Annotated in this window: 6 protein-coding genes; 3 read left to right on the top strand and 3 right to left on the bottom strand. The window is 67.6% G+C overall.

Going from position 1 to position 14,154, the window contains the following annotated elements; all coding sequences use genetic code 11:
* Positions 1-27: 27 nt before the first annotated feature.
* The 3 genes from DEJ49_RS03080 to DEJ49_RS03070 all read left to right on the top strand — a co-directional run bounded on the left by DEJ49_RS03080 (position 28) and on the right by DEJ49_RS03070 (position 11,099).
* Complete coding sequence (locus DEJ49_RS03080; RefSeq protein WP_223832701.1) at positions 28-3,702, top strand: LamG-like jellyroll fold domain-containing protein; 3,675 nt, start codon at positions 28-30, stop codon at positions 3,700-3,702.
* A 133-nt stretch (positions 3,703-3,835) separates the two neighbouring features.
* The gene (locus DEJ49_RS03075; protein WP_150182260.1) at positions 3,836-10,615 is read left to right on the top strand and encodes a polymorphic toxin-type HINT domain-containing protein; all 6,780 of its coding nucleotides are present in this window, start codon (positions 3,836-3,838) and stop codon (positions 10,613-10,615) included.
* Between the two features lie 13 nt (positions 10,616-10,628).
* On the top strand, positions 10,629-11,099 hold the full coding sequence (locus tag DEJ49_RS03070; RefSeq protein WP_190329251.1) for a DUF4262 domain-containing protein: 471 nt from the start codon (positions 10,629-10,631) through the stop codon (positions 11,097-11,099).
* Positions 11,100-11,731: 632 nt separating this feature from the next.
* On the opposite strand, the gene DEJ49_RS03065 is transcribed toward DEJ49_RS03070, so the two are convergent.
* The 3 genes from DEJ49_RS03065 to DEJ49_RS03055 are packed head-to-tail and all read right to left on the bottom strand — an operon-like array spanning position 11,732 to position 13,659.
* On the bottom strand, positions 11,732-12,037 hold the full coding sequence (locus DEJ49_RS03065) for a hypothetical protein (protein WP_150182258.1): 306 nt from the start codon (positions 12,035-12,037) through the stop codon (positions 11,732-11,734).
* Positions 12,038-12,096: 59 nt separating this feature from the next.
* The gene (locus tag DEJ49_RS03060; RefSeq protein WP_150182257.1) at positions 12,097-12,513 is read right to left on the bottom strand and encodes a DUF742 domain-containing protein; all 417 of its coding nucleotides are present in this window, start codon (positions 12,511-12,513) and stop codon (positions 12,097-12,099) included.
* A 39-nt stretch (positions 12,514-12,552) separates the two neighbouring features.
* On the bottom strand, positions 12,553-13,659 hold the full coding sequence (locus DEJ49_RS03055) for an XRE family transcriptional regulator (RefSeq protein WP_150182256.1): 1,107 nt from the start codon (positions 13,657-13,659) through the stop codon (positions 12,553-12,555).
* Positions 13,660-14,154 lie beyond the last annotated feature (495 nt).

The following is a 14,154-nucleotide window of genomic DNA, read 5'->3' as shown; positions in this document are numbered from 1 at the left end:
AACATGGGCAGCAGAAAGCAGAGCGACATGAACCGTCGTGGGACTGACGCCCGCCCCAAGTACCGGGCCGCCACGATCGCCGTCACACTGACCGCGCTGCTGGCTTCCGGCATGGGCGCGGGAGGAGCGGGAGCCCTGGGGCTCGGAGGCGCCGCCGAGTCGGCGGCCGCCGCGGACACGAAGTCACTGACGGACAAGAAGTCACTGGCGGTCGGGGGCGTCTCCGACGCCCAGGCCGAGGCAGCCAAGTCCGGCAGGAAGGTGGAGGTGGCGGCCCTTCGGGACGAGCGCAGCACCACTGTCGCTAACCCGGACGGCACCTTCACCACTACCCAGTACGTCCAGCCTGTCCGCACCCGTAAGGCCGGCAAGTGGGCGGACATCGACACCACGCTCGTCAAGCAGGTCAACGGCACGTACGCGCCGAAGGCCGCGCTGTCGTCCATGTCGTTCTCCGGCGGCGGTGACACCACCTTCGCCGAGATCGACAAGGACGGCCGCTCGCTGTCCCTCGACTGGCCGCACAAGCTGCCCCGGCCGAAGATCACCGGCTCCACCGCCACGTACGCCGACGTGTTCGACGGCGTCGACCTCAAGGTGAGCGCGGGCGCCGAGGGTTTCTCCCACGTCCTGGTCGTCAAGAACGCGAAGGCCGCGGCCCTCCCCGACCTGGCACAGCTCGAACTACCGCTGGACACCGACTCCGTCACACTCAAGGAGACAGCCGACGGCGGTCTCGAAGCCGAGGCCGACGGCAGCGGCGGCACGGTCTTCGAGGCGCCGCAGCCGATGATGTGGGATTCCAGCCACACCGCGGGCGACCATCAGGGCAAGAGCCCCGCACCGCCCGCCTCCCCGGCGGACGGCGGCGCACCGGACAGCGCGGTTACCCCGCCCGAGGGCGCCCAGGTCTCCGACGTCGCGGTGCAGACCGACGCGGACTCGGTGACTCTGAAGCCCGACGCCGGCCTGCTCAAGGGCGAGGACACCGTCTACCCCGTCTACATCGACCCGGTCTACAAGACGGCCAACCGGACCGGCTGGACCATGGTGTCGTCGTATTACTCCTCCTCGGAGTTCTGGAAGTTCGAGGACGACGAGGGGGTCGGACGCTGTCCTGCCGACGTCTCCTACCGCTGCACCAGCAGCAGCGACGTCAAGCGGCAGTTCTTCGCGCTCCCGACGGGTGCCTTCGAGGACAAGGACATCGTCTCCGCCGAATTCGCGGTGACGATGGTGCACACGTACAGCGAGTCCGCGAAGGGCGTGCAGCTCGGCCGGGTCAACTCGGGCGGCGCGAGCGCGATCAGCTCCAAGACGAACTGGGGCAACCAGCCGTCGCTGAAGGACGCCATCACCACGAAGTCGCCGACCAATCCGGCCGGTTCGTGCACGTCCACCAACCAGAACGTCCGCTTCGACGTGCGTGGCACCGTGCAGAAGGCCGCGAGCAGCGGATGGGACACCACGACCTTCCGTCTGAAGGCGGAGGACGAGGGAAGCTACACGTACTGGAAGCGCTTCTGCGGCAACGCACACCTTGAGGTCACCTACAACCGTCCGCCGCTGCAACCCGCGATGGACGACCTGAAGATGACCCCGGGCGGCGCGTGCGAGTACGGCAAGGCCGAGGAGCACTACGTCTCCGACGCCCCGAAGCTGAAGGCGTTCCTGAAGGACTATGACCACGGCGACACCGGCAGCAACTCCGAGAGCCTGCGCGCCGAGTTCCACGTGTTCTGGACGGTCGGCGGAAAGACGTACGACCATTACTCGACCACGGCGGCGCAGAGCACCGTCGACGCCTCCAAGACCGGTCAGACGGGCGGCGCGTCGTTCTCGTACACGGTCGGGACGAACCTGAGCTCCGATGACAACGACGACAACTACACCATCCCGCAGAACGTGGCCGTCGGTTGGGCGGTACGCGGGCACGACGGTGAGTCGTGGGGGCCGTGGAGCACGTCGGGCGACGGAACTCGCTGCGAGTTCATCTACGACACCACGGCGCCCAAGGCGCCGAAGATCAAGTCGTTCCAGTACCCGGACGACGACGCCTGGCACACGGGCGTCGGAGAGTACGGCCTCTTCATCGTCGAATCGCCTTCGCCGGATGTGAAGCAGTACAAGTACCGCTTCATCGGCAGTAGTTGGGTGACGGTCAACGCCATCCACGAGGGTGGTCCGGCCATGCTGAACTGGATGCCGCCGGACGAGGGGCCCATGTCCCTGGAGGTCAAGGCCATCGACGGCGCGGGAAACGCCGGGAAGACACCCACTTCGTACGTCTTCCTCGTCAGCGACGGGCGCGCGCCCGCCGCGGGCTGGACGCTCGGTGACGCCAAGGGCGCCACGGCGGCGGCCGGCATGAGCGGAGCACCCGCGGCCACCGCGGGCTCCGGCGTGACCTTCGGCTCGGAGGGGCCGATGGGCCCGACGGACACAGCGGCCTCGCTCGACGGGACGGACAAGGCCTACCTCGACGCGGGCAAGCCCGCGGTCGACACCAGCGGCACGTTCTCGGTGAGCGCCTGGGTGAAACTGCCCGAGCGGCCGAAGGACGACGTGACCGTGGTCAGCCAGGACGGCACGGCATCGCCGGGATTCGACCTCGGCTACGACGTGGACACCCAGTCGTGGACGTTCCGCACGCCGATGACCGACATGGAGGGCATGGGATCGTGGAAGGTCTCCGGAGCCCGGGCCGTGCCCGGCAGCTGGACCCACCTCATCGGTGTCTACGACGATGAACTGGGCACCCTCAGCCTGTTCGTCAACGGCGACCTGATCGAGGAGGACGTCCAAAAGCGCCGCACGCAGTGGAACGCGACCGGAGGCGTGCAGATCGGCCGCAAGCTCTCCCTGGACGGCTACACCTCCCACTTCAAGGGCAGCATCGCCGACGTCAAGATCTACAGCCGAGTGGTGCCGGAGGCCGAGGGCGAAGCGCTGGGCGGCATCTCCGCGAGGCAGCTCGCCTACTGGCAGGTCGATGGAGACGACGCCGGAGTGTCCCCGGAAGAGGTGGGAGGCACCGGCCTGACACTGGGCGGTGGCGCCGCGATCTACGTGCCGGACGAGTCCTGCGACCCGGAGGCCGATCCTGAGTGCGTGCCGCCCGCCGAACCGCTCTGGGGCGACGGGCACCTGACGCTGAACGGCACCGGCGCCCACGCGAAGCGCACGGCGGGTCTGCTCGCCGCGGAGGACAGCTTCACCCTGACGGCGCGTGCACGTCTCGCGGCCGCCGGATCGACGAAGGACCAGACGGTCCTGTCGCTGGCGGGAGCCAGGGGAAGCGCGCTGACCGTACGGTATGCGGCCGCTGAGAACCGCTGGCAGCTCGCCGTGACCAACAAGGACGCGGTCGACGCGAGGACATCGACCGGCACGGCCAAGGGCGTGGCGCCGAGCACCGAGGGCGACGGAGATCATCTGACGCTGGTCTACTCGGCGGTCTTCGGTGATGCGCTGCTGTACGTCAACGGCACCCTCGCCGCGCAGGTGCCCTGGGACAACGCCTGGGACTTCACCAAGACGTCCCTTCAGGTCGGCCGGGTCCTGACGGGTTCCACGCCGTCCGGCTTCTTCGACGGCGCGGTCGACGAGCTGCGGGTGTTCCGGGGCGCGCTGGACGCGAGTGCGGTGCCCACGGTCGCCATCCTGCCCGCCGGTTCCAGCATCGAGGAAACCGTCACGTGACGGCCTGAATGGGGCGGGCGCTCCGCGGCGCTGGTCGTGAGGCCACGGCCGCGGCGGCGCCCTTCCCGTTTTCTTTTGCTTCCTTCTTTTGTCGACATCTCTTTATCCCTCCATCTCCCCCTACGGAGCTGCCATGCGCTCGCCCTTCCGGTCACGGTGGCGAATACCGGCCGCGAGGAGTACGGCGCTCGGGCTCGGCGTCGCCCTGGCCGTCGGCCTGCTGCCGCAATACGCCCCTGATGCCCTCGCCAAGGACGGCGGACTGACCCGCCCGGCCACCCAGAAGAACCTCGACGACCCCGTCGACGGCAAGAACGTCACGGCCAAGAGGTACGGGAAGGCGAACCCGGCCGCGCGTGCGGCCGTGAAGTCCGCCGACACCCCCCGGTGGCCCAAGGCGGCCGCGGACGACGTCGACCTGGCCAAGAACAGGAAACCCGCACGGGCCGCCGGGCTGCCCCTCAGGGTGGCCACCACCGGCGAGGCCGGCCCGGCCTCCGTGCGCGTGGCGGTCCTCGGCCGCGAGAAGTCCGCGGCCGCCGGCGCCGAGACCCCGCTGATGACGGTGGCCCGTACCGACGGATCCAAGCAGTCCGCGCCGGTCAAGGTGGGTCTGGACTACGCGGACTTCGCCGGTGCCTACGGAGGAAGCTACGGATCGCGGCTGCGCCTGGTCCAGTACCCGTCCTGCGTCCTGACGACCCCGCGAAAGAAGGCCTGCGCCACGCCCAAGCCGCTCGAGAGCGGCAACGACACGGCGAAGCAGACCCTGACCGCGACCCTCCCCGCGGCGGCCGACAACGCCTCGGCCGTCACCGTGTTCGCCGCGGCGGCCGGGGCCTCCGGCGACCAGGGCGACTTCGGCGCCACGTCCTTGCAGGCCTCGTCGACGTGGAGCGTCTCGAACGCCTCCGGCGCCTTCAACTGGTCATATCCGATCACCGCCCCGCCTGTGCCGGGTGCCCTGTCACCCGGGGTCTCCCTCGGTTACAGCTCGCAGTCCATCGACGGCCAGACCGCGACCACCAACAACCAGGGCTCGTGGATCGGCCAGGGCTTCTCCTACGAGCCGGGCTACATAGAACGCCGCTACAAGCCGTGCGCCGACGACGGGCACAGCGACACGTACGGCGACCAGTGCTGGGGCGGCTACAACGCCACGATCTCCCTGGCGGGCGGTGCGTCCGGAGAGCTGATCCAGGACGACAAGACCGGCGAGTGGCGCGTCAGCTCCGACGACTTCAGCAAGGTCGAGAGGCTTACCGGCACCGCGAACGGTGACGACAACGGGGAGCACTGGAAAGTCACCGACAACGACGGCACCCAGTACTTTTTCGGTCTGAACCGGCTCCCGGGGTACGCGGCCGGCGACGAGTCGACCAACTCCGCCTGGACTGTCCCGGTCTACGGTGACGACGCCAAAGAACCCTGCTACGACGCGGCCTTCGCGAACGCGCACTGCCTCCAGGCCTGGCGCTGGAACCTCGACCACGTCATCGACCCGCACGGCAACGCCATGTCGTACTACTACGGCAAGGAGACCAACCACTACACGCAGGGCCTGAAGACCGGGGAGAACGGCAAGGCCTACACCCGCGGCGGATACCTCAAGCGCATCGACTACGGTCAGCGCGCCGACAAGGTCTACGACACCGAGCCCGCCGCCCGCATCGTCTTCACCACCGGCGAGCGGTGCATGGGCGACCTGACGGACTGCTCGGCAGACGCGCTGAAGGATTCCACGGCCGCCGACTGGCCGGATGTTCCCTGGGACAGCAACTGCAAGGCCGACACCAAGTGCACCGGCCAGAACTCACCGACGTTCTGGACCCGCAAGCAGCTGAACAAGATCACCACCCAGATCCGCACGGGCGCCAGCACCTTCGCGGACGTCGACTCGTGGACGCTGGACCACGACTTCACCGACAACGGTGACGGCTCCAGGTCGCTGTGGCTGAAGTCGATCGACCACACCGGTCTGGTGGGCGCCGACGAGTCAGTCCCCTCGGTGAAGCTGTACGGCAAGCAGCTGGCCAACCGCGTTGACGACCCCAAGGACAACATCCAGCCCTTCATCCGCTTCCGCATGTCGGCGGTGGAGAGTGAATCCGGGGGCGTCCTGTCGGTCAACTACGCCGACACCCAGTGCACACCGACGGATCACCCAACTCCCGGCAAGTCCACTGTCCGCTGTTACCCCGTCAAGTGGAACCCCCCGGGCATCAAGGAACCCGTCACCGAGTGGTTCCACAAGTACGCCGTCTCGTCCGTGGTGGAGAAGGACCTGGTGGGCAACAGCCCCGACCAGATCACCTCCTACACCTACCTCGGTGACGCGGGCTGGCGGAAGGCCAAGGGCGACGCACTGACCAAGGCCGAGTACCTGACCTGGAGCGACTGGCGGGGCTACGGCAAGGTCCGGGTCACGACCTCCGACGGCACCGAGAGCGCCTCCAACACCAAGACCGAACACGTCTTCTTCCAGGGCCTCGACGGGGACAAGGATCCCGACGGCGGCACGCGGGCGTCCTCGGTGAAGGACTCCACAGGAACGGGTCACACCGACTCCGACTGGAAGTCCGGCTTCGAGCTGGAGACGACGACGTACAACGGCGACAAGGTCGTCACGAAGTCGATCAACACGCCCTGGACCAAGGTCACCGCCACCCGTGCCTCCACAGAGTGGGGCGACCGTGAGGCCCGCTTCGTGCGGCCCGAGCGTACGGACACCTACGAAGCGCTCGCCGCGGGCGGCTGGCGCCAGTCGGCCTCCGTCACCAGCTACGACGACAAGACCGGTCGCGTCACCCGGGCCAACGACCTGGGTGAGCTCAATGTCTCGGACAACCGGTGCACCCGTACCGAGTACGCCGACAACGTGGCCAAGCACATGTACGCCTACGTCTCCCGGGTGGAGACGGTGAGCGTCGACTGCGCCACGGCGCCGGACCGCTCCGAACACGTACTCAGCGACGACCAGACGCTGTACGACGACGCCACCACCCTCGGCGCGGCACCCAGCCTGGGCAACGCGACCACGGTCAAGCGGCTCGCCTCGCACAACGGCACGGTCGGCACGTACCAGACGGTCTCCACGAGCAAGTACGACCAGTTCGGGCGCCCGGTGAAGGTCACCGACGCGGCCGGAACGCCGAAGACCATCGACTACACCGACACCAACGGCCTCGCGTCCGCCAAGACCGAGACGAACGCGCTGGGCTGGACCACCAAGACGGAGTACGCCCCGCAGTGGGGCACCCCGTCCGCGCAGATCGACATCAACGGCAAGCGCACCGAAATGGCCTATGACGGGCTTGGCCGACTGACCTCGGTGTGGCTGCCCGACCGCCTCAGGGCGGACTCCTTCACCCCGTCGATCAAGTACACGTACGGCATCCGCACCACCGGCCCCAACTACATCCGCACCCAGCGGATCGAGAACGGTGGCACCACGTACGGCAGCGAGTACACGCTGTTCGACGGATTGCTGCGCCCGCGCCAAGTGCAGACGGATGGCCAGGACGGCGGCCGCCTCATCGCGGACACCTACTACGACGGCTCCGGCCGTACGGTGAAGACAAACGAGACGTACTGGACGAAGGACGCGCCCTCCGCCACGCTCTTCGCACCGCGCAACGAGGACATCGACGCGCAGACGGTGACGGAGTTCGACGGCGACAGCCGCCCCACGGCGACAATCTTCAAGGTCGCCGGCGTGGAGAAGAACCGCACCACGTACACCTATGGCGGAGACCGTGTCCACACGGACCCGCCACCGGGCCGGACCGCGACCACCACGCTCACCGACTCCGAGGACCGCACGGTCGAGCTGCGCCAGTACAAGGGCGACAAGCCCTTGCCGGCGGGCACGTCGGCGGACTACGTCTCCACCACCTACGGCTACACGCCCGACGGGAAACTCGACAAGGTCAAGGACAACGACGGCAACACCTGGACGTACGAGTACGACCAGCGCCGCCGCAAGACCGTGGCCGTCGACCCGGATACCGGCCGGTCGACGTTCGGCTACGACGAGCTCGACCGCCAGACGACGGTCACCGACTCCCGTGACAACGTCACGACGACGGTCTACGACCAGCTGGGCCGCACCAAGTCGACCTGGCAGGGCGCGGCGGACACGGGCACGAAGCTGTCCGTCTCCACCTACGACACGATCGCCAAGGGGGCTCTGTACGGCACCTACACCTACAAGAGCGGCGCGGTCCACTCCTCGGTGACCTATCCGGTCCTCGACGAGAAGAACGACTACAAGCCGACCTCGACGAAGTACTTCCTGTCCAAGACGGCCGAGCCGGAGCTGGGCGGCACGTACGAGTTCCAGACCCAGTACAACGACGACGGCACCGTCCAGGGCCAGAACTTCCCTGCCGCGGGCGGCCTCGCGGCCGAAGCCGTCTCGTACCAGTACGACGCGCTCCAGCGCCCCAAAGCACTCAACACCTCGCTCGGCGGCGGCACCTACGTCCCTCAGGTGAAGTACTCGCCCACGAACCAGCTGGAGCAGCTCGAACTGTCGACAGGCGGGGCGTCCGACAAGAAGACGTGGCTGAACTACAGCTACGAACAGGGCACCCAGCAAATCAACAACGCCCGAGTCGTCGTCGAGGGCGCCTCCTCGGTGGCCTATGACGCGGACTACACGTACGACGCGGGCGGCAACGTCCTCTCCGTCGTCGACAACCCGACGGGCGGGACCCGCGACACCCAGTGCTTCCGCCACGACAGCCTGCGCCGGACGACCGACGACTGGACGTCATCCCAGGCGCCGGACGGCGCGGTCGGCACGGGCAAGACGGACGCGGCCTGCGCCTCGGGCCCGTCGGCGAGCACGGTCGGCGGAGTGGCTCCCTACTGGCACAGCTACGAGTACGACGCCACGGGGAACCGCACCGCGGAGACCGACCACGGCATCGACGGGGCGGCGACCTCGTCGAAGAAGTACAAGTACGGAGAAAACGGCGAGGGCCCGCACCAGCTGACGTCGGTCACGACCGACACGGCGGCAACCGGCACGAAGCCGGCGGTCACCTCCCTGGACACCTACACGTACGACAAGACGGGCAACACCGAGACCCGCGTCCTCGGCGGTGACACCCAGAGCCTTATCTGGGACAAGCAGAACAAGCTGACCAAGGTCACCAATGCCGACGGCAGCACCTCGTCCTACGTCTACGACGCGGCAGGCAGCCGCGTGCTGCGCAAGTCGCCGACCGAGACGACGTTCTACCTGCCCGACATGGAACTGAAGCTCGACCCGTCGACCAAGGCGGTCAAGGCGACCCGCTACTACGCCCTCGGCGGGCAGACCGTGGCGGTGCGTGACTCCGGCGGCGTCACGTTCCTGGCCGGCGACCATCACGGCACGGCCCAGCTCGCCGTGGACCCGACCACGGGTGCGACGCAGCGCCGCCGCCTCGATCCCTTCGGAACGGGCCGCGACGCCGACTCGGTGGATCCGTCGAAGTGGGTGACCGACAAGGGTTTCGTCGGCGGCACGAACGACGACACCTCGGGCCTGGTCACCCTGGGCGCACGTGAGTACGACGCCTCCACGGGCCGCTTCATCTCGGCCGACCCCATCATCGACTACACCGACCCGCAACAGATCAACGGCTACGCCTACAGCTACAACAACCCGGTCAGCTTCTCCGACCCCGACGGTCTGAAGCCCGACGACTGCATGTACAACGGCGTGCAGTGCAGCATGAAGAGCAACGGTGGCTGGAGCGTCAAGCCCACCAAGACCTACTACACGTACTACGGCGTTCAGGCCCCCAGGGAATCACCCGCCGCCTATAAGGCCCGCCAGCAGCGGGCCAAGGCGGACGTCGCCAAACAGCGCACCATCGCCATCGCCAAGGAACTCGGCAAGATCCTGGCGGACGAACTCGGCATCACCGACGCGCTGGACTGCTTCACCACAGGCGCACTCGGCGCATGCGGCGCCACGGCGGCCAACATCGTCACCTCGCTCGTCGGCGGCGGCCCCATCGGCAAACTGGTCGCGAAGTACTGGAACCGCCTCGACAAGGCCTACGCCCTCGGCAAACGCATCGCCAGGCTGAGCAAGCAGCTGTGGGGGACGTTCAAGGACTGGCGCAAGAGCAACAAGGCGGCGGACGCGGCCGAATCCTGCTTGACCGGGAAGGCCGCGAACAGCTTCACGGGCAAAACCAGGGTGCTGATGGCCGATGGAAAGACCAAGGCCATCGAGGACGTCGACATCGGCGACAAGGTCCTGGCCACCGACCCGAAGACCGGCAAGACCAAGGTCGAAACGGTCACCGCGGAGATCAAGGGCAAGGGCCGCAAGCACCTCGTCCGGGTCACGATCGACGTGGACGGCGAGAAGGGCTCGAAGACCGCCTCGGTCACGGCCACGGACGGGCATCCGTTCTGGGTCCCGGAGCTGGGCGAATGGATCGACGCCACGGACCTCAAGGCGGGCGGGACACTGCTCACCGGCGCGGGCACGTACGTCGACATCACGTCCGTGAAGCGGTGGACCACTCAGGACTCGACGGTTCACAACCTCACTGTCGGTGAGTTGCATACGTACTATGTGGTGGCGGGGGCCACGCCGGTACTCGTCCACAACATCAACCCCCACTGTGCCGTCGGGGGTGCTCCTGGCGGTAGGCCGGGTAAGCCGTTCACACCCGCTGGCAAGGGTAAGGTCGTCGATGAGAATGAGGAAAAGTACGGGGTTCCAACTTGTGAGATATGTGGCGTGAAGGTAATCCGCCCCAAGAAGTCGCAGCGTGGAGTGACGCCCCCCGAAAACGAATGGCAGATTGATCACATTCAGCCTAAATCCCGTGGCGGGTCAGGTGACCCGTCCAACGGTCAGGTCTTGTGTCGAGTCTGCAACAGGGCAAAGTCGGACAACTGAAGGAAGTGCTCCTGTGAGTGGTGAACTGGGTGGGGTGGACCTCAGCTCGATTCAGCGAAAGATCCATAGCGATGTGACAGCCCAAGGATGGAGCTGGATCTGGGTCTTTGACCCTGCCGCAGAGCGCCCTCCCTTTGCGTACAGCATCGGGTTCGGTTCCAGCTTTGATCACCCCGACGTGGTCGTTGCTGGACTCCCGGAGGAGACTTCGGAAGGCGTTCTGGCCTCAGTCCAAGCCATGCTCGCTGAAGGGATCGCCTATGGAGACGGTGACACGTCAAGCGATATCCTTGAGGGATTCGATGTGCAGTTCCGGGCGATTCCACAAGATGTCTCTATCTCTAACCTGGCGCAGGCTTCGATCTTCTACGGAGAGAGGCCGTTTGCTGCACTACAACTGTTTTGGCCTGACGGGCACGGAAACTTTCCAGGTGAAGAAAATGCACCTGCCTGGCTGAGTGATCGACAAGCTCTGTCACTGTAGCCAAGGCTAGGGATCTTGCCCTGGGTCCAGATTGTGTGACAGCAATGCATAAGCCCCGCCAGGCGCTGTCTGGCGGGGCTTATGCATGGGTTGACGGCAGCAGTTGACGGCAACGTCAGCGGACGAGCGCGGTGCAAAGTGGTGGCGGAGGTCGCGGAAGTGGATGTGGGCAGCGCGGTGAGCTGTCTGCGGCGTTGCTCTGCAAGGTTCGGCGGATCGCGGCGGTGTCCGCGTCGAGGTCGGGGTCTTCCCGTCGTAGGCCGAGCAGTTCGCCATTGCGGAGTCTGGTGTAAGGGGCGAGTTGAACAGGGCGTGCAGTCAGTACCGCACACGGCGGTATGGAGCTGGTGCGTTTCGGCGGTGCTGAGGGTTCGAAGCGTCGGGGGACCAGGGTGCCGGCGCGGACGTTGTGCCGAGGTTGCGCGGGGCCTCCTCCTCGCGAATGGCGTGCTGGTGCGGAGTTGGTTGAGTCAGGTGCGGATTTCCTTGGCGGTGCGGTTGGCAAGCATCTTCATGGGTGCCTCCCGGGAAGGTCGTACCGCGGCTGAAGCATTGCTGTCGGCAGTATCGGCCTTGCGGCAGCGAAGGTCACGATGGCGACCGGATGTGGTGCCGCGGGATGGGAGCGACTCTCAGCCGGTGCCGGCGATTTCATTGAGGTGGGCGTCGAGGGCTGCGAGGTCGGGGTGGGCGAGGAGTTCGGGGATGGGCTTCTGCCGCATCTCGCCGAGGTAGGCGCGGGTCAGTTCCCGGGACGTGACGCCGAGTGCGTCGGCGATGTGCCCGGTGGCTTCGGGAGTCAGTCCCTCGCTGAGCGCCACAGAGGTGATCATGATGATCTCGGTGTGCGTCTCCAGATGGCCGGTGTCGTAGCCGGCGCTCCGGCACCTGGCGACCAGCCAGCGGTAGAACGCGGTGTTGGTGGTTTCGTTGGCCATGGGAGATCTCCGCGGGTTGTTGCGGCTTGTCATGTGGGTGATGGGTGGTGGGTGGTGGCTCAGAGTGCTAGGAGTCCGGCGAGCACGCGCTCCAGCAGGGGCGTGTCCGGAGTGCCGTCGGTGGTCTGTGCGGCCAGGGGCTGGATGTCGACGACGCCGGTCTCGGTGAGGTCGGCGAGGAGGACACGGGTGGTGCCCAGCGGGAGGCGCAGGAGGGCGGACACTTCGGCGACGGAGGTCACCTCGCGGCACAGGCGGGCGATCCGCCGGTGGCCGTCCGGCTGCTCCGCCAGGGACGCCTCGTCGGCCGTGGTGAGCACGAGTGCCTCGACGGCCAACTGGTAACGGGGGCGGGTGCGGTGGCCGGTCTGCCGCCAGGTGTGGCACAGGCCGGTCGGCCGGCGGGCGGTCTCGTTCGTGCCGCGGGTGTTGGGGAAGGCGGGGCGGGGTGGGTGTGGTGTGCGCAGGGCGGTCAACGGTTCCCCCTGGGGAGTGGAGCGGTCGGTGCGAGGCCGTCAGCCGAAGGACGCGGCCTGGAGAGAGCAGCGGTCGCCGACGGGCCTGGGCGGCAGGGTTCGGGCCGCGTGCCACAGCGGGCGGACGTCGGTGGGACGGCCCCGCAGGGCGCTGACGAGGCGCACGGTGGTCGGCCAGTCCGGCACGTATACGTCGGCTAGGACTTGGTCCACGTCGGCGAGGCGGAGCGTGTGCCGGACGGCGTGCACCAGCACGCCGGGGTCGGGCCGGTCGGCGGCGAGGTACAGACTGCGGATGAAGCGGTGGAACTCCAGGGCTGCCTGCTCGGCGGTGACCACCCGAACGTCCACGGGTTGACCGTGGGCAAGGCGCCACAGTGGATACAGCACGGCGGGCTCCTCACCGCAGAACTCGACGAGGGCGCGTGTGACCGGCCAGAGGGGGCGTCGTTCGCCGCTGAGTACGCGCGAGACGTAGGAGGGGGTGATCCCCGCGTGGTCGGCGAGCTCGCGCAGTGATCCGCCCCGACAGCGCTGGAGGTGGGACAGGGCCGAGGAGAGGAGCTGGCGGGCCGTGCGAGGGTCGGCGTCGCGGGTGAGGGGCGACGGGGTGGCCGTGCTGTCCCCAGGGGCTCCGGCCGATCGCCCGACGGCGGTGCCTCGCTGATGCGGCAGGAAGACCGGGCCGTCGGGCGGTCGGGCGGACGGCCCGGCCGAGCCGGACACGCGTCGCTCCAGGCGCCGCTCCAGGACCTGCGCCGTCCACTTCTTGCGCAGCGTCTCGTTGCTGATCCCGAGCGGGGCGGCCAGGCCTTGCCAGGACTCGTCGGCAGCACGACCGCGACGTATCACCGCGGCTTCCAGGTCGTCCAACTGCCGTGCCAGGGCCACGCGGTGCGCCAGCAGCGCGCCGCTGCCCTGCTGCTCATGGACGGAGGCGATCAGAGCGTCCGCCTGCCTCCGCAGAGTCTCGGCCATCTCGACTATCAGCTCGTGGTGCGACGCGTCGGCCGAAGCGTCGTCGGGAGGGGCTTTGCGGCGGGCCGCCGCGCGACAGATGTCGGTGCAGTACAGCTTGGGTCGGCCGGGGCCGCCCTTGGGGGTGAAGCGGCGCCGGCAGTTCGCGCAGCGTCGGGTGGCTGTCATGACGAGGGTGCCTCTTTCGGGGGACACAGTGCGTCGATTTCGTGCAGCGAGCGGGGCATTGACTGCCTGTCTCACAACGAATCGTGCTGTGGGCGGGAGAGGGGAATGGGCGGGCCGGCCCGGTCCTGCGGGACCGGCCCGCTCGACGCGGCTTCACGCGTCACGAGGTGTCAGTGACGGTGAACTCGCCGGTAGACGAGATGCGAGGACTGTGCCGCGGTCACGCAGACCGCCGCCAGCGTGACCATTCCGGTGTGTTCCGCGCCGTAGATGGCGATGAGAGGCAACACCACGAGCGCGATGAAGAAGGCACCGCGTGCCGTGACAGTGAAGGTACGGGCCGTTTCAAATCCTCTGCGAGGCGGCATGATAGCTTCGCAGCCCGAGGTCAAAGGCACAGTAGGCCCCTGACCTTGGGGTTGATGGCAGTCTGAAGACATACGGGGGCTCCCGGATTTCGAAGGACTGGTGTCGCCGAAGGTATTGCTGAAGATC

The organism is Streptomyces venezuelae, assembly GCF_008642335.1.
Classification (GTDB): domain Bacteria; phylum Actinomycetota; class Actinomycetes; order Streptomycetales; family Streptomycetaceae; genus Streptomyces; species Streptomyces venezuelae_F.
The sequence above is the reverse complement of the archived record's forward strand: the minus strand, read 5'-3'. Positions and strand labels throughout refer to the sequence as shown.

Excerpts from the sequence above, each read along its gene's own strand:
- DEJ49_RS03080 (WP_223832701.1), top strand. The coding sequence starts at position 28 with ATGAACCGTCGTGGGACTGACGCCCGCCCCAAGTACCGGGCCGCCACG.
- DEJ49_RS03075 (WP_150182260.1), top strand. The coding sequence starts at position 3,836 with ATGCGCTCGCCCTTCCGGTCACGGTGGCGAATACCGGCCGCGAGGAGT.
- DEJ49_RS03065 (WP_150182258.1), bottom strand. The coding sequence starts at position 12,037 with ATGGCCAACGAAACCACCAACACCGCGTTCTACCGCTGGCTGGTCGCC.
- DEJ49_RS03055 (WP_150182256.1), bottom strand. The coding sequence starts at position 13,659 with ATGACAGCCACCCGACGCTGCGCGAACTGCCGGCGCCGCTTCACCCCC.